Origin of the sequence: Actinoplanes sp. NPDC049599, from assembly GCF_044465625.1 — a bacterium.
In the GTDB taxonomy this organism is placed as follows: domain Bacteria; phylum Actinomycetota; class Actinomycetes; order Mycobacteriales; family Micromonosporaceae; genus Actinoplanes.
Genome location: NZ_JBITLX010000007.1, coordinates 28,125 through 48,409 on the forward strand (window position 1 = coordinate 28,125; position 20,285 = coordinate 48,409).

The 20,285-nt window shown below is 71.4% G+C and carries 19 protein-coding genes and 1 pseudogene; 11 read left to right on the top strand and 9 right to left on the bottom strand.

Annotation, left to right across the window (positions count from 1 at the left end):
* Positions 1-33: 33 nt before the first annotated feature.
* Entirely contained in the window at positions 34-2,220 is a 2,187-nt protein-coding gene (locus tag ACIBQZ_RS15010; protein ID WP_396089170.1) for a ricin-type beta-trefoil lectin domain protein, read from the bottom strand.
* Between the two features lie 24 nt (positions 2,221-2,244).
* A complete protein-coding gene (locus ACIBQZ_RS15015; protein WP_396089171.1) occupies positions 2,245-3,453 on the bottom strand; it encodes an alginate lyase family protein in 1,209 nt (402 codons plus the stop codon).
* Between the two features lie 286 nt (positions 3,454-3,739).
* On the opposite strand from ACIBQZ_RS15015, the gene ACIBQZ_RS15020 reads away from it, so the two are divergent.
* Genes ACIBQZ_RS15020 through ACIBQZ_RS15035 form a run of 4 tightly spaced genes read left to right on the top strand, consistent with a single transcriptional unit; the run spans position 3,740 to position 6,291 of the window.
* A complete protein-coding gene (locus ACIBQZ_RS15020) occupies positions 3,740-4,144 on the top strand; it encodes a VOC family protein (protein WP_396089172.1) in 405 nt (134 codons plus the stop codon).
* The gene (locus tag ACIBQZ_RS15025; protein WP_396089173.1) at positions 4,141-5,010 is read left to right on the top strand and encodes a GNAT family N-acetyltransferase; all 870 of its coding nucleotides are present in this window, start codon (positions 4,141-4,143) and stop codon (positions 5,008-5,010) included. The genes ACIBQZ_RS15020 and ACIBQZ_RS15025 overlap by 4 nt, the downstream gene beginning before the upstream one ends.
* 59 nt (positions 5,011-5,069) lie before the next feature.
* Entirely contained in the window at positions 5,070-5,627 is a 558-nt protein-coding gene (locus tag ACIBQZ_RS15030; RefSeq protein WP_396089174.1) for a TetR/AcrR family transcriptional regulator, read from the top strand.
* 1 nt (position 5,628) lies between these two features.
* Positions 5,629-6,291, top strand: a complete 663-nt coding sequence (locus tag ACIBQZ_RS15035) for a lysophospholipid acyltransferase family protein (RefSeq protein ID WP_396089175.1) — start codon at positions 5,629-5,631, stop codon at positions 6,289-6,291.
* A gap of 4 nt (positions 6,292-6,295) precedes the next feature.
* Here the strand turns inward: ACIBQZ_RS15035 and ACIBQZ_RS15040 are convergent, their stop codons facing one another.
* Positions 6,296-7,252 (bottom strand): TIGR03885 family FMN-dependent LLM class oxidoreductase, encoded by a 957-nt coding sequence (locus ACIBQZ_RS15040; protein WP_396089176.1) that lies wholly within the window; start codon positions 7,250-7,252, stop codon positions 6,296-6,298.
* 67 nt (positions 7,253-7,319) lie between these two features.
* Here ACIBQZ_RS15040 and ACIBQZ_RS15045 point away from each other — a divergent pair, with 67 nt between their 5' ends.
* Both ACIBQZ_RS15045 and ACIBQZ_RS15050 read left to right on the top strand, forming a co-directional pair.
* The gene (locus ACIBQZ_RS15045) at positions 7,320-8,222 is read left to right on the top strand and encodes a nucleoside hydrolase (RefSeq protein ID WP_396089177.1); all 903 of its coding nucleotides are present in this window, start codon (positions 7,320-7,322) and stop codon (positions 8,220-8,222) included.
* A gap of 10 nt (positions 8,223-8,232) precedes the next feature.
* Positions 8,233-8,685, top strand: a complete 453-nt coding sequence (locus tag ACIBQZ_RS15050) for an SRPBCC family protein (RefSeq protein WP_396089178.1) — start codon at positions 8,233-8,235, stop codon at positions 8,683-8,685.
* On the opposite strand, the gene ACIBQZ_RS15055 is transcribed toward ACIBQZ_RS15050, so the two are convergent.
* Positions 8,669-9,751: a M20 family metallopeptidase gene (locus ACIBQZ_RS15055; RefSeq protein WP_396089179.1), complete on the bottom strand. Its 1,083-nt coding sequence runs from the start codon at positions 9,749-9,751 to the stop codon at positions 8,669-8,671. The two genes, ACIBQZ_RS15050 and ACIBQZ_RS15055, sit on opposite strands and share 17 nt — an antisense overlap.
* 26 nt (positions 9,752-9,777) lie before the next feature.
* On the opposite strand from ACIBQZ_RS15055, the gene ACIBQZ_RS15060 reads away from it, so the two are divergent.
* Both ACIBQZ_RS15060 and ACIBQZ_RS15065 read left to right on the top strand, forming a co-directional pair.
* Positions 9,778-10,497 (top strand): nucleotidyltransferase domain-containing protein, encoded by a 720-nt coding sequence (locus tag ACIBQZ_RS15060; RefSeq protein ID WP_396089180.1) that lies wholly within the window; start codon positions 9,778-9,780, stop codon positions 10,495-10,497.
* A 122-nt stretch (positions 10,498-10,619) separates the two neighbouring features.
* Positions 10,620-11,543 (top strand): GNAT family N-acetyltransferase, encoded by a 924-nt coding sequence (locus ACIBQZ_RS15065; RefSeq protein ID WP_396089181.1) that lies wholly within the window; start codon positions 10,620-10,622, stop codon positions 11,541-11,543.
* Between the two features lie 65 nt (positions 11,544-11,608).
* Here ACIBQZ_RS15065 and ACIBQZ_RS15070 read toward each other — a convergent pair whose 3' ends face one another.
* Positions 11,609-12,202, bottom strand: coding sequence for a transglycosylase domain-containing protein (locus tag ACIBQZ_RS15070; protein WP_396089182.1), 594 nt, complete (start codon positions 12,200-12,202; stop codon positions 11,609-11,611).
* 55 nt (positions 12,203-12,257) lie between these two features.
* Here ACIBQZ_RS15070 and ACIBQZ_RS15075 point away from each other — a divergent pair, with 55 nt between their 5' ends.
* Entirely contained in the window at positions 12,258-12,917 is a 660-nt protein-coding gene (locus ACIBQZ_RS15075; RefSeq protein ID WP_396089183.1) for an MSMEG_1061 family FMN-dependent PPOX-type flavoprotein, read from the top strand.
* 73 nt (positions 12,918-12,990) lie between these two features.
* Here the strand turns inward: ACIBQZ_RS15075 and ACIBQZ_RS15080 are convergent, their stop codons facing one another.
* Together ACIBQZ_RS15080 and ACIBQZ_RS15085 are read right to left on the bottom strand one after the other, a co-directional pair.
* On the bottom strand, positions 12,991-14,154 hold the full coding sequence (locus tag ACIBQZ_RS15080; RefSeq protein ID WP_396089184.1) for an LLM class flavin-dependent oxidoreductase: 1,164 nt from the start codon (positions 14,152-14,154) through the stop codon (positions 12,991-12,993).
* Positions 14,155-14,270: 116 nt separating this feature from the next.
* On the bottom strand, positions 14,271-14,630 hold the full coding sequence (locus tag ACIBQZ_RS15085) for a hypothetical protein (protein ID WP_396089185.1): 360 nt from the start codon (positions 14,628-14,630) through the stop codon (positions 14,271-14,273).
* 352 nt (positions 14,631-14,982) lie between these two features.
* On the opposite strand from ACIBQZ_RS15085, the gene ACIBQZ_RS15090 reads away from it, so the two are divergent.
* On the top strand, positions 14,983-15,231 hold the full coding sequence (locus ACIBQZ_RS15090) for a hypothetical protein (RefSeq protein WP_396089186.1): 249 nt from the start codon (positions 14,983-14,985) through the stop codon (positions 15,229-15,231).
* 243 nt (positions 15,232-15,474) lie between these two features.
* Here the strand turns inward: ACIBQZ_RS15090 and ACIBQZ_RS15095 are convergent, their stop codons facing one another.
* Positions 15,475-16,413 (bottom strand): DUF808 domain-containing protein, encoded by a 939-nt coding sequence (locus ACIBQZ_RS15095; protein ID WP_396089187.1) that lies wholly within the window; start codon positions 16,411-16,413, stop codon positions 15,475-15,477.
* Between the two features lie 553 nt (positions 16,414-16,966).
* Positions 16,967-17,596, bottom strand: a pseudogene (locus tag ACIBQZ_RS15100) (transposase family protein).
* 474 nt (positions 17,597-18,070) lie between these two features.
* Here ACIBQZ_RS15100 and fxsT point away from each other — a divergent pair.
* On the top strand, positions 18,071-20,263 hold the full coding sequence (gene fxsT / locus ACIBQZ_RS15105) for an FxSxx-COOH system tetratricopeptide repeat protein (RefSeq protein WP_396089188.1): 2,193 nt from the start codon (positions 18,071-18,073) through the stop codon (positions 20,261-20,263).
* The last annotated feature ends 22 nt before the right edge of the window (positions 20,264-20,285 follow it).

Below are 20,285 nucleotides of genomic sequence, written 5' to 3' on the forward strand. Positions count from 1 at the left end.
GCCGGAGCACCGGCGGGCCGCCTCGTTCGTGGGTCAGGGACCGCTGACGATGCTGGTCACCTGGTGGCCGCTGTTGACCGCGGCGCCCGTGTTGTTGATGACGTGCGAGATGGTGCCGGTGCCGCCCAGCGAGACGGTCACCATGTTGCGGAACTGCACGCCGGACTTGACCGGCACCTCGAAGGCGCGGGCGTTGACCACGCTGGGGTTGACGTTGAAGTAGGCGTACGAGCCCAGCCCCCAGGCCTGGTGGTTGTTCACCGAGTCGGCCACCTTGTACGCCGCCCAGCCCTGCGTGGAGCCGTTCATGTAGGCGGCCTGGTTCGGCGGGTCGTACGGCATCTCGTTCTGGTAGAAGTACGTGCGCCCGTTCTCGCCGTTCCAGATGGTCTGGTACTGCTGGTAGTGCTCGACGAACAGGCCGTAGAACGTGACGTCGTCGCCGTTGACGATCAGGCCGTTCGCCGCGGTGTTGACGGTCCAGCCGACCGTGCCGCTGTTGCCGTGGTCGGCGCGCCAGATCCAGGCGTGGTCACCGATCACGTCGTCGCTGTTGATCCGCAGGCTCACCGACGCCTTGCCGGCGATGGCGCCGCCGATCCGGAAGAACACATCGGACAGCACGGTGGGGTTGGCCGAGTGGTCGGCGGCCGAGCCGTTCGGGCCGACCTCCATCAGCACGGACGAGTTGGTCGTGCCGGCGTCGAAGAGCACGCCGGCCACCCGCACGCCGTCGACGTCGGCCACGGTCATCGCCGTGATGCCGTTCTGCGGGACGAAGGTGGCCAGGCCGAGGCCGAGCACGACGGTGTTCGGCCGGGTCACGGCGATCGTCTGGTTGAGGTTGTAGACCCCCGGGGTCACCAGCAGGTTCTTGCCCGCGGCGAGGGCCGCGTTGATGGCTGCCGCGGTCTCCCCCGGCTTGACCACGAAGAACGTGCCGATCGGCAGCGACTGCCCGGCCGGGTTGCCGTTCGCCCAGGTGGTGCCCGACGAGTTGGACCGCACCGCGGGCACGAAGACCTGGTAGGCCCCGGCCGCGTCGACGTACAGGTACGGCTTCTCGGCGACCTTCGGCGTCTGCCCGACGGTGGTGTAGGGCGGGGTCGGGAAGGTGTTGCCCGGCGCGCCCGGCGAGCCCACGAACACCTGGTTCCAGTTCGAGCCGGACCAGGAGCCCATCTGCGAGTTACGGGTGATCCACTGCTGCTGCGAGCCGGACTGGATCTGCCCGTCGATCTTGGTGTCGGACATCCAGCCGCCGGACGACCAGCCGCCGTCGGAGAGCGCCAGGTTGCCGCGCACGTGCATCCGGCGGTACGGCGCCGCCTGCGACACGGCCCAGCGGTCGAGCCCGCCGGTCGGGGTCACCGACAGCCCCTCGGCCGAGCGCCAGAAGTTCTGGGTGGCGTTCTGCGAGCCGTCCGGCCACCAGTCGGCCTCGGCGTGCACCCGGCCGTTGATGGTGACCGCGTCCGGGCTGAGCCCGAGGCCGGCCACCTGGGTGAAGAAGCCGACGTTGGCGTCCACGTTGTACGAGCCCGGCTTGAACAGCAGCGCGTACCGCTGGTTGCCGAACTGGTTCTGCACCTGCTGGTTGAAGACGGTGTTCAGGCGGTTCTGGACGGTCGCCTGGGTCATCGACGGGTCGAAGATGGTCACGTTCGGGCCGAGGTCGGGGTTGCCGCTGCCCGGCGGGACCGTCGGCGGCGTGGTCGGGGGCGTGCTCACTCCGTTGACCGTCCACTTCTGGTTGGCGCCGCCGCCGCAGGTCCAGAGCTGCAGCTTCGCGCCGTCGGCGAGGTTGTTGTCCTTGATGTCCAGGCACTTGTCCGCCTTGACGTTGACCAGGTCCCGGCCGGCCGTGTAGGTCCACTGCTGGCTGGCCAGCCCGGCGTAGCAGTCCCACAGGTGCACGGTCGCGCCGTCGGTGGTGGCGCCGTTCACGACGTCGAGGCATTTGCCCAGGCCCTTGAGCGACAGGTCGTCGCCGTACGTCCAGGTCTGGTTGGGCCCGCTCACGCAGGACCACATCTGCGGCAGGTTGCCGTTGGCGGTGGAGCCGTCGGTGACGTCCAGGCACTTGCCGTTGGCGCTGCTGACCACGGTGCCGGTGGTGGCGGCCAGGGCGTTGGTGATGCCGGCGACGCCGAGAGCCGCGACGGTCAGCGTGGTGACGGAGACGGCGAGGACACGCCGTCGGCGGGGATGCGGGGGCATGGGGATCCTTCGGGGACGAGGGGATCAGGCGGGGTTGCCGGCGTGGGTGAGCGTCTCCCACGCGACGAACAGGTTGTTGCTGCCCTGCGGGCGCTTGGCGAGGGTGTACGTCTCGGTGTTGGCCATCGCGATGCCGAGGCGGTTGTGCAGCGCGTTGAAGGCCACCTCGGTGATCGGGCCGAGGCCCTTGGTGACGGTGCCGCCGCAGATGCTCGCCGGCACGGCCGTGCCGTTCTCGAACTTGGTGTGCAGGCCCAGCGCGTGCCGCAGCCGGTCCTGGAGCTCGGGGTAGCGGTCGCCGCCCTGGATCCGGCTGGTCTCGGCGACGTGGGCGATCGCGGAGATGCCGTAGCCGGTGTGCGTGAAGTCGCGGCAGGTCTCCTGGGAGAGGCCGTCGACGAAGGTGCTCTGGCCCTGCCAGTAGCTGATCAGCTCGGCGCGGGTGTCGATGCCGCCGGCCGGCGGGTACCTGGGCTGCGCGCCGTCGGCGGTGACGTACAGGTAGGAGGCCGCGCGCAGCCGGAAGCGGGCGATGGCACGGTCGTAGCCGGCCCGGTCGTCGAGGTGGACGGCGATGCCGACGGCCGCCTCCATCATCGACAGCTCCCAGTTGCCGTTGCTGTGGATGCCGGGGATGACCACGGGCAGGTAGACGGTGCGCAGCATGGTGGCGAACCGGGCCTGGTTGGGCCAGTTCCCGTACGCGTGCTTGATGATCTCCGCGGCCCGGGGCCAGACCGAGCCGGCCCAGCCGGTCTGCAGCGGGGCGTTGCTGTTGGTGTGGCTCCGGATCGTCGCGGACCAGGCGTCCATCAGCGCGATGGACTTGGCCGCGTACGCGGTGTCGCCGGTGATGTACCAGGCCAGCGCGTCGGTGTACGCCGCGATGGCGTCCTCACGCTCGTCGGTGCAGCCGTTGTCGGGGTTGGAGTACGAGCCGCACTCGACGATCGCGCGTGGCTTGGGGGTGCGCGAGAGCGAGGCGTACCGGCTGGCCATCATCTGGCCGTAGGCGGCGGTCCAGGGCTGGGCCTTGGCGGCGACCCGGCCCTTGACGAAGTCGAGCTGGGCCCGGTTGAGCAGGACGCCGGGGTGGGAGAAGGCGGCCGCGGCGGCGACCCGGACGGGGGCGACCGTGTCCGCGTGGGCCACGAAGCGGACGCCGGCGGTGGCGAGCAGGGCGACGAGCACGGTACCCGCGGCCAGCAGGGACCTTCGGGGGGATGGGTGCACAACGACTCCGGGTGGGGACGGGGAACCGGAAGGTGACTTAACAGTGCCGAACTCAACCGTGGCGAACCGGACGCGGTCAAGCAGGCATCGACCAACTTAAGGATGACGAAAGGTTCGCGGAACGGAGAGCGCTTTCCCTTGACAGCGTGGCAGATCCGGGTCCCGGAACCGGTTACGGCGAGAAAGCGCTCTCACGGAGTCAGCAACCGCACCGCGCTGCATCAGCGGGAACTTCGTCATACCAGCGGGTCGGCGCGGCGCCGCGTTTCTCGACATCATGGGTGCCATGACCGGAGTCACCGGGCCGATCGGCCGGCTGCACCACACGATCGTCGACTGCCCCGACCCGGCCGGGCTGGCCGCGTTCTACAGCGCCGTGCTGGGCCTGCCGATCACCTACCGCGACGAGGACTTCGCGGTGGTGGCGACCAGCAGCCGCGCCTCGGGGCTGGCCTTCCAGCGCGCACCCGGCAACCGGCCGCCGACCTGGCCGGACCCGGCGGTGCCCCAGCAGATCCACCTGGACGTGATGGTCGACGACGTGCCCGCCGCGTCCGCCGCCGTGCTGAGCCTGGGCGCGACCCCGCTGCCCGGCACCGGCGTCTTCGCCGACCCGGCCGGCCACCCGTTCTGCCTGATCCCCAGGCCGGGCTGGGCGCCGCCGGTCGCGGACGGCACAATGCCCGGGTGAAGATCAGCGCCTGGACCGAGCCACGGCCGGGACCGTCGTCCTACCGGCTGGCCTGGGTCGCCACCGGCGACGAGGACCACCCGGTCGCGACGGCGTCGCTGCGGGTGTTCACGGTGGCCGGCGCGGAGCACCGCACCGAGGCCGAGATCGCGGTGCACCCCGCCGAACGCCGGCGCGGGGCCGGCACCGCGCTGCTGGCCGAGGCCACCGCCGCGGCCCGGGCCCTGGGCCGCCGCACGCTGGTGGCGGGCCCGGTCGACGCCGGCTCACCCGGCGAGGCGTTCCTGACCGCGCGGGGGCTGCGGCCGGTGCTGGCGCTGACCTACGCCCGGCTGGCCCTCGCGGAGGCCGACGTCACGGCCGCCCTGGCCGAGCCGCATCCGGGCTACCGCCTGGTCACCTGGGAGGGCACCGTGCCCGACGGGCTGGCAGCCACCTTCGCGGAGTCCCGCCGGGCGATGGACGACATGCCGATGGACCAGGCCGACGTCGGCGCCGAGACCTGGGACGTCGACCGGGTCCGGGCGATCGCGGCGGCGGTCACCACCCGCGGCGACACCCTCTGCACCGTCGCGGCCGTCGACGCGGCGGAGGGCACGATCGCCGGCTTCACCGAGCTGGTGGTCGCCGGCGCCGGCACCTCCGACGCCCAGCACTACGGCACCGGGGTGCTGCCCGGGCACCGCGGCCGCGGCCTGGCCCGCTGGATGAAGGCGGCCGCGATCCGGCACACCCGCGAGCGGCACCCGGACGTGCCGGGGCTGCTGACCGACACCGCCGACAGCAACGTGGCCATGCGCCGGATCAACGACGCCCTCGGGTACGCACCCACCCACCGCTCGGTGCTCTTCCAGCTCGACCTCTGACCGGCCCCGCCCACGACCGGGTGATAGACACTGTCCATCGGCTCTGGTAGACACTGTCTATGCCCGATGACCTGCGTGCCCGCCTGGTCGCCACCGGCGTCCAGCTGGTCACCGCCGAGGGCACCGAGGCGCTGACCCTGCGCGAGATCGCCCGCCGCGCCGGGGTCTCGCACGGCGCGCCGCGGCGCTACTTCCCCACCCATCGCGAGCTGCTGGCCGCCGTCGCCCGGGTCGGTTACGACCGGCTCTCCGCCCGGGTCGCCGCGCTCGGCGAGCAGCCCGACCCGCGGGCCGGGCTGCTCGCGCTGGGCCGGCTCTACCTGGAGTTCGCAAGCACCGACCGGGGCATGTTCGAGCTGATGTTCCGGCACGAGCTGCTGCGCGGCAACCAGGAGGGGCTGCGGGCGGCCAGCAGGCCGCTGTTCGCCGTCCTGGTCGACCTGGTGACCGCGGCCCGGCCGGGGCGCACCGACGCGGCCGTCGCCGCCGGTGCACTATGGGCGAATCTGCACGGCATCGCGCAACTCTGGTCCTGGGGCAGTCTGCAGATGACGGTCGAGACCGACGACGCCGACGCGCTGCTGCGCGCGGCGATCGACGCGTACGTGGAGTGCTGACATGCTGCCGCAGCTGATCCGCGCCTCGCTGATCCCGGTGTCCCGGGTGGCCTTCCGGCCGGTCATCGAGGGCCGCGCGCACGTGCCGCCGGCGGGCCCGGTGATCCTGGCCGCCAACCACCTGTCGTTCCTGGACAGCTTCCTGGTCCCGCTGGTCGCGCCGCGTCCGGTGGTGTTCCTGGCCAAGGACGACTACTTCACCCGGACCGGGGTGCGGGGCCGGCTGATCGGCGCCACGCTGCGCGGGCTCGGGGCGGTGCCGGTGCCCCGCGGCGCGCACCGGGCCGCGCAGGCCGCCCTGGAGACCGCCCTGGGCCTGCTGCACGAGGGCCGGGCCTTCGGCATCCACCCCGAGGGCAGCCGGTCCCGCGACGGCCGGCTGTACCGGGGGCGCACCGGCGTGGCGTGGCTGGCCTTCGCCTCCGGCGCTCCGGTCGTACCGGTGGCCCTGATCGGCACCGAGCAGATCCAGCCGGTCGGCGCGAGCTTCCCGCGGCCCGGCCGGGTGATCGTGCGCTTCGGGGCGCCGCTGCGGTTCGGCGCGCCGGTGGGCAGCGCCGGCCGGGCCCGGCGGGAGGCCACCGACCGGATCATGGCCGAGATCGGCAAGCTCTCCGGCCAGGAGCCGGCCGGCTGCTACAACGAGCTCTCCGGCGGCGGGTGAGCGGTCAGCGCAGCGCCGGCAGCACCTTGGCGCCGAAGGTCTCCACGAACGGGATCAGGTCCTGGCCCACGTGGTGCAGGTAGATCCGGTCGAAGCCCAGCGCCGCATAGCCGCGCAGCAGCTCGACGTGCCGCTCGAGGTCGGCGGAGACGTTGACCACCTGGCGGACCTGCGCGATGGTCACCTTCTCGGAGATGACGTCAAAATGCTCGACGGTCTCCAGGTCCCAGCAGACCGGCGGCGGGAAGATGTTGCTGCGCCACTGGTCCAGCGCGATCGCCTCGGCCTCGGCCTCGGTCGGCGCCCAGCTCAGGTGCACCTGCAGGGCCGCCGGGCCGCGGCCGCCGGCATCCCGGTACGCGGCGAGCATCGCGCGCAGGTGCTCCTCGGGCGCGTTGACGGTGACCAGCCCGTCCGCCCAGCCCGCGCACCACGCGGCGGTCTTCGTGCTGACCGCGGCCCCGATCAGCGCCGGCGTCGTCGCCGGCCGGGTCCAGAGCTTGGCCCGGTCCACCTTGACCAGGCCGTCGCGGGTGACCTCTTCGCCGCCGAGCATCCCGCGGATGACCCCGACGCACTCCAGCAGCCGGGCCTCGCGGACCTCCTTGCGTGGCCAGGGCTCGCCGGTGATGTGCTCGTTGCTGTACTCGCCGCTGCCCAGCGCCGCCCAGAACCGGCCCGGGTACATGGCGCCCAGGGTGCCGATGGCCTGCGCGATGATCGCCGGGTGGTACCGCTGGCCGGGCGCGTTGACCACCCCGAACGACAGGTTGGTGGCCTGCAGCGCGGCGCCGAGCCAGGACCACGCGAAGGCCGACTGGCCCTGCCGGGCGCTCCACGGCGAGAAGTGGTCGGAACACATCGCGGCGTCGAAGCCGGCGCGTTCGGCGGCGACCACGGCGGCGAGGAGCTCGGCGGGCGGGATCTGCTCGTGCGAGGCGTGGATGCCGTAGTCCGTCATGGTGCAGGTCGTACCCAGCCGGGTAGGGGGACAACCACGGCGGCCGCGACCACATAGCCTTTCGGCCATGGCGACGCCCTATTTCCTCGACTGCGACACCGGCGTGGACGACGCCCTGGCGATCGCGCTGCTGCTCGGCCGGCCCGGCGTCACCCTGACCGGCGCCGGCACGGTCAGCGGCAACACGTCCGCCGGGCAGGCCGCCCGCAACACCCTGGACCTGCTGGCGCTCGGCGGCCGCCCGGACGTGCCGGTGGCGGTCGGCGCCCACCACCCGCTGGACGGACGCTTCGGCGGCGGTGCGGAGGTGGTCCACGGCGGCAACGGCATCGGCGGGGTCGAGCTGCCCACCGCCGGACGCGAGCCCGAGGACCGGGACGCGGCGGACCTGCTGCTGGAGCTGGCCCGGCGGCACGCCGGCGAGCTGCGGATCGTGGCGACCGGCCCGCTGACGAACCTGGCCCTGGCGCTGCGCCGGGAGCCGGGCCTGACCGGCCTGGTCCGCGACGTCACGGTGATGGGCGGCGCGGTCCGGGTGCCGGGCAACGTGACCGGGCACGCCGAGGCCAACATCGCCAACGACCCCGCGGCGGCGGCGGTCGTGCTCGCGGCGGACTGGCCGGTGACGCTGGTGCCGCTCGACGTCACCATGCGGCACCGCTTCACCGAGCGGGACCGGGCCGTGCTGGCCGCCGCGGGCACGCCGCTCACCGCGGCGCTGGCCGCGATGCTGGGCGGGTACTTCGACTTCTACCAGCCGCAGTTCGGCGCGCGCGAGGTGCCGTTGCACGATCCGCTCGCCGCCGGCATCGCCACCGGCCTGCTCACGCCGTCGGAGGCGCCCCTGCTGGGCCTGCGGGTCGGGCCCGGCGGGCAGCTCGTCGAGGACCCCGCGGTCGCGGCCCGGACCCGGGTGGTGTTCGCGCTCGCCGCCGACGCCGCGCCGATCATCCGCGATCTCATCTCCTGAGCGGGCACCCGTGCCGACCACCGAGTTCAGCCACACCTTCGCCGTCGCCGCGCCCGCCGGGCAGGTCTGCGCCCACCTCGCCGAGCCGGCGAACTACCTCGGCCTGTCCCCGCTGGTGGTCGAGGTCCGCGACGTCCGGCGCACCGGCGCGGCCGTCTCCTACGTGGCCGTCGAGCGGTTCACCCTCGGCCCGGTCCACCACGACAACCTCATCGCGGTGACCATCACGGTGCCGCTCCCCGACCGGCGGCTGGTCAGCGACGTCGTGAGCCCCGCCCGGGTCCGGCTCACCGCCACCGTCGACCTGGCACCGGACGGCGCCGGCACCCGGGTCACCGAGACCCTGCGGGTGACCTGCCCGGCGCTGCTGCGGCGGTTCGTGCTGGGGCAGGCCCGCGAGGTGCAGCGGTTCCGGGCGGCGGAACTGACCCGGCGGATGGCCGCGCTCAGCGCGCCGGGCTGAGGCCGGTGAGAAACAGGACCAGGGCTTTCCGGTACGGCGCCACGGTCGTCAGGTCGGCGTACTCGTGCGGGCCGTGCTGGCCGTCGCCGCCCGGGCCGAAGATGACGGCGTCGACGCCCCGCGCCGAGTAGAACCGGCCGTCGGCGGCGCCGTGCTTGCGCAGCAGCTCCCCGGAGTAGCCGGCCTCCCGCGCGGCGGCCCGCAGCAGGGTCACCTCGGGGCTGTCCGGGTCGGCGTGGTGCGGCGGGCCGAGGCTGTCCACCGTCACGTCGACGCCGCTGAGCGCGCGCAGGAACGCGGTGATCTCCTCGGCGGTCCGGCCCGCGAGGTCGGTGTCCTCGCTCGGGAAGCGGATGTCGAGCCAGGCGGTCGCCTCCGCCGGCACCTGGTTGACGGCGCGGTTACCGGTCTCGATCCGGGCCACGTTGACGGTGGTCCGCCACTGCTCCTCCGGCGGCACCGGGTAGCGCCGCAGCACCGCGTCCACCGCGGCGGTCAGGGTCAGCAGGGCGTTGGCGCCGAGCCACGGGTAGGCGGCGTGGGCGGCGGTGCCGGTGGCGTGCAGCCGTACCTGAAGGATGCCCTTGGAATCGGTGACCACGCGCAGGCCGCTCTGCTCGCCGATGACGACAAAGCCGGCGGCGACGCCGGCGGCGACCTGATGCGCGGTGCCGTCGTAACCGCCGACCTCCTCGTCGGTCACCAGCTGCAGCCCGAGCGGGTACGGCAGCACCGGCGCCAGCGACCGGAAGACGTCCGCCAGGACCAGCGCGGCGACCTTCATGTCCTGCGCCCCGCGCCCGTAGAGCCGGTCACCGTCGCGCCGGGCCGCGTACGCGTCGGCGGGCACGACGTCGAGGTGGGCGTTGAGCAGCACCCGGAACGCCGGGCGCGAGCCGGGCAGGTGGACCAGTGCGCTGGGCTTGCCCCGGGATTCGAACCACTCCACGGTGAAGCCTGGCCCGACGACGTCGAGCACCAGCTCCAGGGCCCGCCGGAGGTCGCCGGGGCGGTCGGTGGTGGAGGGCACCGCGATCAGCTCGGCGGCGCGGGCCGGTAGATCCATGAGCCGACGATACGTAGACTCCCGCCATGGTGACAGCACCGGCGGTCGTCGCGGAGTTCGGCGCCGAGCTGCGCGCGGTGGGCTGGGTCCGCGATCTGATGGTCGCGGGGTCGCTGGCGACCGGCGACTACCTCCCGAGGATCAGCGACCTCGACCTGGTCGCCCTCGTCGACGGGCCGGTCGACGCCGGGCGGCGGGCCGCGCTCGCCGCGCTGCACCGCCGTCTCGACGGCGGCTCCGGCGCGGGGTTCGACCTCGGGTGCGTCTACGTCGACACCACGACGCTGGCCGAGGCCGGCACGGCACACCCCACCTGGACCCACGGCCGGCTGGTCGACCGGATCCTCTCCCTGGTCACCCGGGCCGAGCTGGCCCGGCACGGGTACCCGGTCTTCGGGCGCCCGCCCCGGGAGGTCTTCCCGCCGGTCTCCGACGACGACGTGCGGGCGGCGGCCCGGGCGGAGCTCACCGGCTACTGGGCGTGGGCCGCCCGGCGGCCCTGGATCTGGCTCGACCCGGTCATGGCCGACCTGGGACTCACCTCGATGGCCCGGGGCCGGCACGCGCTGCGCACCGGCGAGCTGCTCACCAAGTCCCGGGCGATCGCGCGGGCGGACGCGCCCCGCTGGCTGATCGACCAGCTCGCCGCCCGGCGCCGGGGTGAGGCGGTGGTGTCACCCCGGATCGCCACCGCGCTGATCGCGTGGCGGGACGCCCGCCGCACCGTGGTCGGCGTGCGACCGTAATCCGGTTGCGGGCCGCCGGGCCGGCGGGCTACAACTGGCGGCCGCGCTCATGTCCTCACCGTTCGTTCGACCAGCACAGCTGATCACGGAGCGGACGGGGCGCCCTCCCGACGGAGAATGCCTTGACCCTGCACGACCCTGACCTGACCCTGCGCCCGATCACCGGGCCCGACGAGCTGGACCTGTTCAACAGCCTGCCGTACGTCCTCAACAAGGAGCTCGCCGAGGACCTCGCGGCCGGCCGGCGCCGCCCGGAATGGCTGTGGCTCGCCCTGCGCGGCGACCGGGTCGTCGCCCGGGCCGCCTGGTGGTCCCGGCCCGGCGACGAGCACCCGGTGCTGATGGACGTCCTCGACCTCGCCGGCGAGGTCGGCGACGGCGCCCGGCTGGTGCGGACCGCGCTGGCCACGCTGGGCACCGACCCGCCCGACTACCTGCGGTACGTCCCCGGCGACTGGCGTGACCAGCCGGAGGTGCGCCGCGGCGTCGAGCAGCGGATGGGCGTCCTGGAGAGCCTCGGCGCGAAGCTCTTCGTCGAGCGGCTGCGCCTGGAGTGGCGGCCCGGCACTCCCCTGCCGGAACCGGCCGGCCGCCTCACCTTCCGCCCGGTCCGCGACGCCGGCGAGCTCATCAGCCTGATGACGCTGGTGCTGGAGGGCACGCTGGACGCGCACAGCCGCGACGACCTGACCCGGATGACGGCCCGGGAGTCCGCGCAGGAGCAGTACCGCGACGAGCTGGACCGCTACGCGACCCCGCACGAGTGGTGGCAGGTGGCGACGCTGCCGGACGGTGACCCGGTCGGCTTCGTCATCCCGGCGCACAACGGCTACAACCCGATCATCGCGTACCTCGGGGTGGTGCCGGCCCACCGCGGCCACGGCTACGTCGACGAGCTGCTGGCGGCCGGCACCCGGCTGCTGGCCGGCGAGGGCGTGCCCCGGATCCGGGCGTCGACGGACGTCGGCAACGTGCCGATGGCGCGGGCGTTCGCCCGGGCCGGCTACGTCACCTTCGAACGCCAGCTCGACATGACTTGGCGCTGACCGGGGGCGTGCCCCGCAGAGTCTCGCGGGGTACGCCGCACCGCCGCCGGATCTCCCGGGCCCGGTCAGCCGGGGAAGGTGAGCCCGTTCCGTTCGGCCGGGCTCAACCAGCCGCGCTCCACCATGGTGTTGAGCACCTGCGCCCAGCCGGCCTCCGGCGCGGGCCGGTCGGGGTGCAGCTGCACCGCGAGCAGCGCCGCCTCGGCAACGGTCAGTTGTGCGGCCGGCTTGTCGAAGTACGTCCGCGCGGCGGCGTCCAGGCCCACCGCACCGCGGCCGTAGTCGGCTCTGTTGAGGTAGCGCTCCAGGATCTCCGTCTTGGTGTAGCCGGCCTCGGCCTTGTCGGCCATGACCCACGTGCGCCAGCCGGACTGCTCACCGGCACCGGACGCGAGCACCGCGTACCGCCGGGTGATCAGCGAGTCGTCGGAGGCGTAGAAGTCCGGGTCGACGGCGGCGATGAACGCGTTGGCCACCGGCGGCGGCAGCTCCGCCACCGGCACGACCGGGTACCCCACGCTGTCGTCGGCCAACGGCACATTGTCGTAGTAGTAGGTGAACGCGACGGTGCCGACGGCCCACAGCAGCAGGACGATCGAGGCACCGACGGCCAGCCACCGGCCGCGACGCCGTGACGGGTTGTTGCCGGCGAGAGTCATGGCCCCACAATAGGGTGCGGGTCGGCGGCAGGGTCGGCCCGCTAGGGTCGGCGGCATGACGTCAGCCCTTGCCGCCACTGCTTTCGACTCGCTGCGCCGCGACGCCGTGCCCGACCTGGAGGCGCTGCGCCGGGCCTACGAAATGCCCAGCGAGGCGGCCGTACGGAAGCAGATGACCGAACTCACCGACCAGGCCCGGCGGTTGATCGGCTGCTCGTCGCTGGTCCTGGTCGCCAGCGTGGACGCCGAGGGCAACTGTGACGTCTCCCCGCGCGGCGGTCCCGCCGGGTTCGTCGCCGTCCTGGACGCACGGACGGTGGCGATCCCGGACGCGACCGGCAACAAGCGCCTGGACTCCCTGCAGAACATCGTCGCCACCGGCCGGGCCGGGCTGCTGTTCGTCATCCCGGGCCGCACCACGACGCTCCGGGTGAACGGCCGGGCCTGCGTCTCCACCCGCCCCGAGCTGCTGTCGCAACTGACCGCCGTGGGCAAGCCGCCGGCCAGCGCGCTGGTGCTGGGGATCGAGCAGGTCTACCCGCACTGCCCCAAGGCGCTGCTGCGCAGCGGGGCCTGGCAACCGGAGCAGTGGCTGCCGGCGGACGCCCAGCCGACCTCGGCCGAGGTGACGCTGGCCCAGCTGCGGATGCCGGAGCTGACGATCACCGACATCGAGCAGGCGGAGGCGGACTCGCTGAAGTACCGGTACGAGTGAGTGACCCTCGACCGCGGCCGTGGCTCGCGATGCCTGAGACGGCGGCTGCCGCGGAGCGCGCCGAGCGGTCCACTCAGCTGGGTGACGCCGCCGGAGTCGGTGCGACGCCGGCGAACGGGATGCTGGCTTGCTGGGTGTTGCCGTCGCCGCCCGGGTGGCGCCAGAGGCCCCGGCGGCGCAGTTCCGGCAGGACGCCCTCGCCGAACCAGTACGCCTCCTCCAGGTGCGGGTAGCCGGACAGGATGAACTCGGTGATGCCCAGGGCGGCGTACTCGGCGACGCGGTCGGCGATCTCGGTATGGCTGCCCACCAGTGCCGTGCCCGCGCCGCCGCGGACCAGGCCCACGCCGGCCCACAGGTTCGGGGAGACGACCAGGCCGTCGCGGCTGCCGCCGTGCAGCTCGAGCATCCGCCGCTGGCCCTCGGACTCGCTGCGCCGCAGGCCCGCCTGGACCGCCTCGATGTCGGCCGGCGACACGCCCCGGAGCAGCCGGTCCGCCTCCGCCCAGGCCGCCTCGGCCGTGTCGCGGGCGATGACGTGCAGCCGGATGCCCAAGCGCAGGGCCGGGTTCAGCCCGCGGATCCACTCGATCTTCCGCGCCACCTGGGCCGGTGGCTCGCCCCAGGTGAGGTAGACGTCGGCGTGCCGGGCCGCGACCGGGCCGGCCGCCGCCGAGGAGCCGCCGAAGTAGATCTGAGGGGCCGGGTCCGGCAGCCGGCTGAGCCGGGCGCCCTCGACGCGCAGGTGCTCGCCGAGGTGATCGACGGTCTCGCCGCGCCACAGCGCCTTGACGATGCCGAGGAACTCGTCGGTGCGGGCGTAGCGGGCGTCCTTGTCGAGGAAGTCGCCGTAGCCGCGCTGCTCGCTGGACTCACCGCCGGTGACCACGTTGAGCAGCAGCCGGTTGCCGGACAGCCGCTGGAACGTCGAGGCCATCTGCGCCGCCAGGGTCGGCGAGATCAGCCCGGGCCGGAACGCGACCAGGAACTTCAGCCGCTCGGTGACCTCGGTGAGCATCGCCGTGGCCAGCCAGGCATCCTCGCACCAGGCGCCGGTCGGGGTGAGCGCGCCGGCGAAGCCGAGCTGCTCGGCGCTGCGGGCGATCTGGCCGAGGTAGCCGACGGTCAGCGGGCGGATCCCGCCGGCCGAGCCGACCGGGGTGCCGTGCCCGCCGCCCACGATGTCGCGGCTGTCGCCGTTCGTGGGCAGGAACCAGTGGAAGTCGAGCGCCGTCATGCGGGACAGGATACCCACATATCCTATGGGCCAGATAGAGTGCGTCGCGGGCCGGCGCGGCGGCACCCGCTGGACCGCCTCGGCGTCCCGCTCACCCGCGGCGGGCGGCAGGTGGTTCAGTCGCGGCGGCGGAGGCCGGCGTGACGCAGCGGTCCCACGGCCCGCGCGCCCCGGGGCTCGGTCCGGCGGTGGTGCAGCCCCGGCCGGAGCCGGGGCACCGGGCCCCGCGTGCCCGGCCGCCATCCCGCGACCAGCGCCCGGGTGACGCTCTCGGCCACCGTGGACGGCAGCACCGGCCGGGCCGGCGCTACGGCCGGCAGGTTGACCACCAGCAGCGCACCCTGCCCGGTGTCCCGCTCCGCCACGAACGTCAGCAGCGTGCACCCGCCGCCCCGGTAGTGGGCCGCCCGCCGCCGGAACGTCCAGCGGTATGCCGTGCCGCCCACCTCGATCGGCCGGGATCGGTTCCGTGCCACCGTCATCGCTCCGCCCTTCCCTCCCCGGACGCCGTTGCCGGCGTGGTCAGAGGGCCGACCCTACCCACACGTGGCCGGCCGCGCCGCCGCATTTCCGGGCGGTGGCGCGGGCCGCCTGGAGTCGGCGCCATGGACGGGGAGCCCGGACGGCCGAGGCTGAGCCCCCCGTTGCTGGCGGCGGGTCTCGTGCTCGGCCTGGACGCGATCGGCTGCCAGGTGCTCGCCCTGGCCTGGGTGCTGACCACCTGGCTCTCCCCGCTGCCCGACGTGGCGACCGACGACGGGACCGTCCCGGCCGTCCGGCTCGGCGCCGCCGCCGTGCTCGCGCTGTGGTGCCCGGCGGCGGCCGCGCTTGTCCTCGGGGTGCGCACCCGGGGCGGCCCGGCTGATCGGCCTGGCCACCGCGGCTGTGCTGGCCGCCACCGCGGCTGCGCCGGCCGCGGCGGGCCTGCGACCGGGGGCCGGAGTGAGCGTCCAGCTCCTCGTCGGTGTCGTCGCGGCGCTGGTGAACGTCGGCGTGGTCGCGCTGCTCCTCCCGGCGCCATGCCCCGAGCCGCTCGCCGCGGCGCCGACCGGCGTGATCGACCTCGGCGACCGGTGACCGGTCAGCCCTCCACCGCCTCGGCCCTCCATGCTGGACAGCGCGCTCTGGCGCCGGTCCGCGCCGGTCCGGGCCAGCAGCAGGGCCGGCCACGCCCGGGGTGAACTGGTACTCGGCCACCCCCGCCGCGAGCCGTCAACCGCTCCGCAGGGCGGCACCGCCGGCGACGACCGGCCGGCGCGGTGGCCCGAGGCGCAGGGCCCTGTTCGTGGAGCGGGCCGGCCGGCCCGCTGACCGGTTGGTTCAGCCGGTGACACTCCCGGCCTTGCGGCGGCGGGCGATCAGGGTCATGACCGCCACGACCAGGGCGCCGACGACCAGCCCGAGGATGGCACTGGCCACCGTGTTGACGAGCCAGCCGACCAGCCCGCCGAGCGCGCCCGTGGCGTCGTGGGCCGCCTCCTCCACGTGGTGCACGGCAGCGTAGAGGAAGTGCAGGCCGAGCTCGTCCGTGCCGACCAGCAGGATGTGCCCGCCGACCCAGAGCATCGCGGCGGTGCCGACCACGGTCAGCACGGTGAGCACCAGCGGCATCGCCTTGACCAGGCCCCGGCCGAACGACGCGACCGCGCCGGAGAGCTGGGCCAGGCGCAGCCCGGCGTCGTCCATCTTCACGATCAAGGCCACGGCGCCGTACACCACGACGGTCATGACCAGGGCGACCACTGCCAGGATCGCCAGCCGGGACCAGAACGTCTCGTTGATCACCTCGTTCAGGGTGATCACCATGATCTCCGCCGAGAGGATCAGGTCGGTCCGCACCGCGCCGGACACCAGGGTCTTCTCGTCCAGGGCCGCCTCGTCACCGGCGCCGTGCGCGTCGTGGTGGGCGAGCTTGGCCCAGACCTTCTCCGCGCCCTCGTAACACAGGTAGGCGCCGCCCAGCATGAGGATCGGGGTGAGCAGCCACGGCACGAACTGGCTGAGCACCAGCACCGCCGGCAGGATGATGAGGAACTTGTTGCGCAGCGACCCCACCGCGATGCGCTTGATGATCGGCACCTCGCGCTCGGCGGCCAGGTCCCGGACATACTGGGGGGTGACGGCAGCGTCGTCGATGACCACGCCGGCGGCCTTGGCGCCGGCCTTCGCGGCGGCCGCCCCGATGTCGTCGACGGACGCGGCAGCGGCGCGAGCCAGCACCGCGACGTCATCCAGCAGGGCTACGAGTCCACCGGCCAAGGCGAATCCTTCCAGGGTTGAACAGATCGTGTCCGCTCATTGTCGCCCATCGCCCGTGCGAGCTCCGCAGGGTCAGCCCTATGGCCGATCCGGGTGGTCGCCCGCCCGTCGCCTCGCACCCCGCCTGACATGACCGCGGTCACCCTGCACAGGCATCAGCCGTCGTCGACTTCCGGGGCGGCACCCAGGATCGGGTCCGTCGACCCGATCGGCTCGCCGAACGCTGACCAGAACGTGGGCCCCTGCCGCCGGGCCTGGCCGGCCCACCGGCCCGGACGCGCCCAGGTCCGGCAGGCGCTCGGGAAGCCGGGCTCGCCGCCACGCCCGCAACCGGCGCCGGAGATTGCCCGGCGACCAGCAGCAGCGGGTGACGATCGCCCGGGCCTGGGTCATCACGCGGCACGACGCTGTCGTTCGCGTAACCCGCTGCGGCCTGAAAGAGGTTGCTCCGTAGAGGTGAATCGGTAGCCGGGAGTATTCGAAGCGCTGGTGCGGGAGTTCAAGTCGGTGGCCAGAATTGGACCAGAAATCCATGACATTTGATAGCTGCGGGTCATATACCAAAGCGTGCCCGGAAGGCAACGCGATCATCCTCAAATGAGCCCTTTTGACCTGCGTAGTGGTCGGCCTGGACGTGGTGCAGGACGAGGATGGCCTGCACGATCGTGGTGGCGCGGCGTGGGCAGCAGCCCAGCTTGACCAGGACCTTCCAGGTCTGAGGGTGGTGATCACGCGCCCACCGCGGGCGCGGATCTCGGCGTGGGGCGCTGGACGTTCACGCCGTGCCGCTGGTGTTTTCCGGAGTAGTACGGCCTCCGGTCGGCGACGCGGTCGATCGGGATCAGGGTGCCGTCCAGGATCGCGTACGCCAGTTGACGGATGCGTCGCATGGCGGCGTCAAGGTCGTCAGCGGTCGCCCTGAGCAGGGCGATTGCTTCCTGGACGTAGCGCCAGGCGGCGACGACGCCGATCTCGAAGCGGCAGCAAGGCGGGTGTAGGTGTCGCCGTTGCGCAGATGGGCCAGGGCCAATAGTGCCTGGCGGCCGGGGCTCAGCCGCCTCCACCGGGATTTGCGTTGCTGGCGGTGACCGCGGAGGCGGTCGGCGAGGTGGTTCAAGGCCCGGCTGGACAACGAGATCGTGGACAGGTAGGACAGCCACGGCGAGCCTCCCGCTCGGGGCATCAGGTTTGGTCGATTTGCTGTCCCATCTGGAGCCTCGACCTCATCGATCACCGACCCGGCCGACACGGCCTGACCAGCAAGATCAAGCTGGAAAAGGCCCATCGATGGTCGGCAGCGCCTGAGGCTTGGACGCTTCCGGTGCGCTGCCCCCTCCCCCGCTCGACTGCAAATGCACTCCCAACTGCGATCAGCGCGTGTGACATCTGCGCGATGTCGATCACGACAAGAAAGTCGCAATGCACCTGTTGTGCATCTATGCTTCAATTGGTTCAGGCTTGGGGAGGCAGCATGAGGAGATCGTCAAGATATATAGTCTCCTGCGCATCGGTGATTGTGTCTTTCGCTGCGACCTGGCCAATTTTTGAGATTATCCTAGAGATCGATCGGGACACCACCCTTGCGTTGTGCGGCCTAGTGTCAGGCCTGATCGGAAGCTTCTGTTTTTCTTGGGCGGCCACGGGTAGGGCTCGCCCGGTGAAGACTTCCGATAATCCAGCATCACAGCCCGTCTTGCCGATTGGTACTGAAATCCTGTCGATCGAAAGCTCGACGGGATTGGCGATCCCGGACGGCATTGATGTACGAGATATTTCAGCAGGGCAGGGCGTTGCCATCACCGCAGCCGAACCGGCAGGCATTCCTCCGCGCGCATGGAATGTTGCTGCCCGAAACCCTGACTTCGTTGGCCGGAAACAGCTATTGCAGATCCTTCGCAGACGCCTGCTGGGCAGCAAATCTGTGGTGGTTCAGGCTCTACACGGGATGGGCGGCGTTGGAAAGACTCAGCTTGCCATAGAATACTGCCATCGATACTCCGACTACTACGATATCGTCTGGTTCTTCGCTGCCGAGCGTACCGATATACTCGGCGATCAGTATGCGGATCTGGCGGTGGAGGCAGGTTTGGCAAGTCGTGATATCGACACGGCCTCCGCTGTTCGTATCGTTCGCGCGCATTTTCGATCGAGTGATCGATGGCTGGTCATTTTCGACAATGCCGAAGACCCCGCATCTTTGCGCGCCTGGCTTCCGTCAGGTCGCGGGCACACCATGATCACCTCCCGGAATGAATCCTGGCGAGAAGTAGCCGCACCACTCTCCGTCAATGTATTCAATAGATTCGACTCGGTTGCACTGCTGGTCGCCAGGCTGCCAAATCTCAGCCCGGCAGCGGCAGGTCGACTGGCGCATGAAATGGGCGACCTGCCGCTTGCGCTTGCTCAAGCTGCGGGCGTTATGGCGGAGACCGGAATTTCGGAAAGCGAATACCGCACGATGTTGACAGCCAGCCCGACCCAGTTACTCGATCATGGAAAATCGGCGGCTTATCCACGTTCATTGGTCGGCACCGTGCGCATCGCAGTTGATCGTCTACGCGCAGAAGATGCTGCCTCACCTCAATTGCTTGGGCTTTGTTCTTATTTCGCACCAGAACGGATCCCGTTCAGCGTCTTCTCGGAGTACCCTGGCAATCTTCCTGAACCCCTGGCGACGACCGCAAAAGACATGTTCAACCTTCGAAGGTCGGCTCAAACAGCGAGACGCCTTGGGCTCGCCCGTATCGACAATGATTTTCTGCAGCTGCACAGGCTAACCAGGGGAATTCTAATTGCCAGCGCAGACGCTTTGGTGAGTGGCGCTCGAATTCTGGCAGAAGACATCATCGTACAGGCGGCCCCTGAAGACGCCGACTCACCGTTGAGCTGGTCCAAGTGGGGAGTCCTTTTCCCGCACATTCTTGCCCAGGATCCGGCTTCGAGTGCAAACGAGGAGATCCGAGGAACAACCGTAAGGATGGTGTGGTACCTGATCTGCCGGGGCGACGTTGATGCCGCACGAATCTTGGCGGAAGAACTGCGGGAGACGTGGCTGCGACTCCATGGTCCTATGGATCCGAATGCGATAGTTGTCGGCAACCATCTTGCCCGGTCCTACGCTAAACTCGGAATGTCGACGCGCGCCCGAGAACTACAGGAGTCCGTGCTGCGCGAGCTGCGCTCGGTGTATGGCGACGATGACGTTCGAACGTTGGCCGCAGCCGGAAATCTCGGCGGCGATCTGAGGCGGTCGGGTGCGCATGCGGCTGCTCTGAAGATCGACCAGGACGTATTGATGAGGAGGCGCCGAGTCCTCGGCGAAGACCATCCGGACACTCTTCGCATCAGCAACGGCGTGGCTCGTGACCTGCGTCGGCTCGGAGCCATAGAGGAAGCGCGAAAAATAGACGAGAACGTCTATAAAAGGATGCGACAGCTAATGGGCGACGATCATGTCTACACCTTGGCGTCTGCCAATAGCCTCGCTTACGCGCGAAGGACGGCGGGCGACCTGATCGGTGCGCGGGCGTTGGATGAAAACACATTTCGTAGATGTCGGGAAGTCCTCGGCGAAAACCACCCTGCGACTCTGGTTTCGGCGTTCAATTTGGCGAGAGACCTCTTCGCGCTGGGAAACCGGGAAGAAGCTCAGAAGCTGGATGAGGAAACACTTTCACTAAGAAGGAATGTACTGGGGCGAACTCATCCAGACACTATCAATACCGCCCGATTCTTGGTAGCCGATCTTCGAGCTCTCGGCAAAGACGAGGCAGCTGGCCGGCTTGAAGAGGAGATTCTCAGTGTTCGACAGGTTGTTGGCGACCCGAGCGAACCGGACGGCAATTTTTGAGTCTTCTCCGGGTGGGAAATCC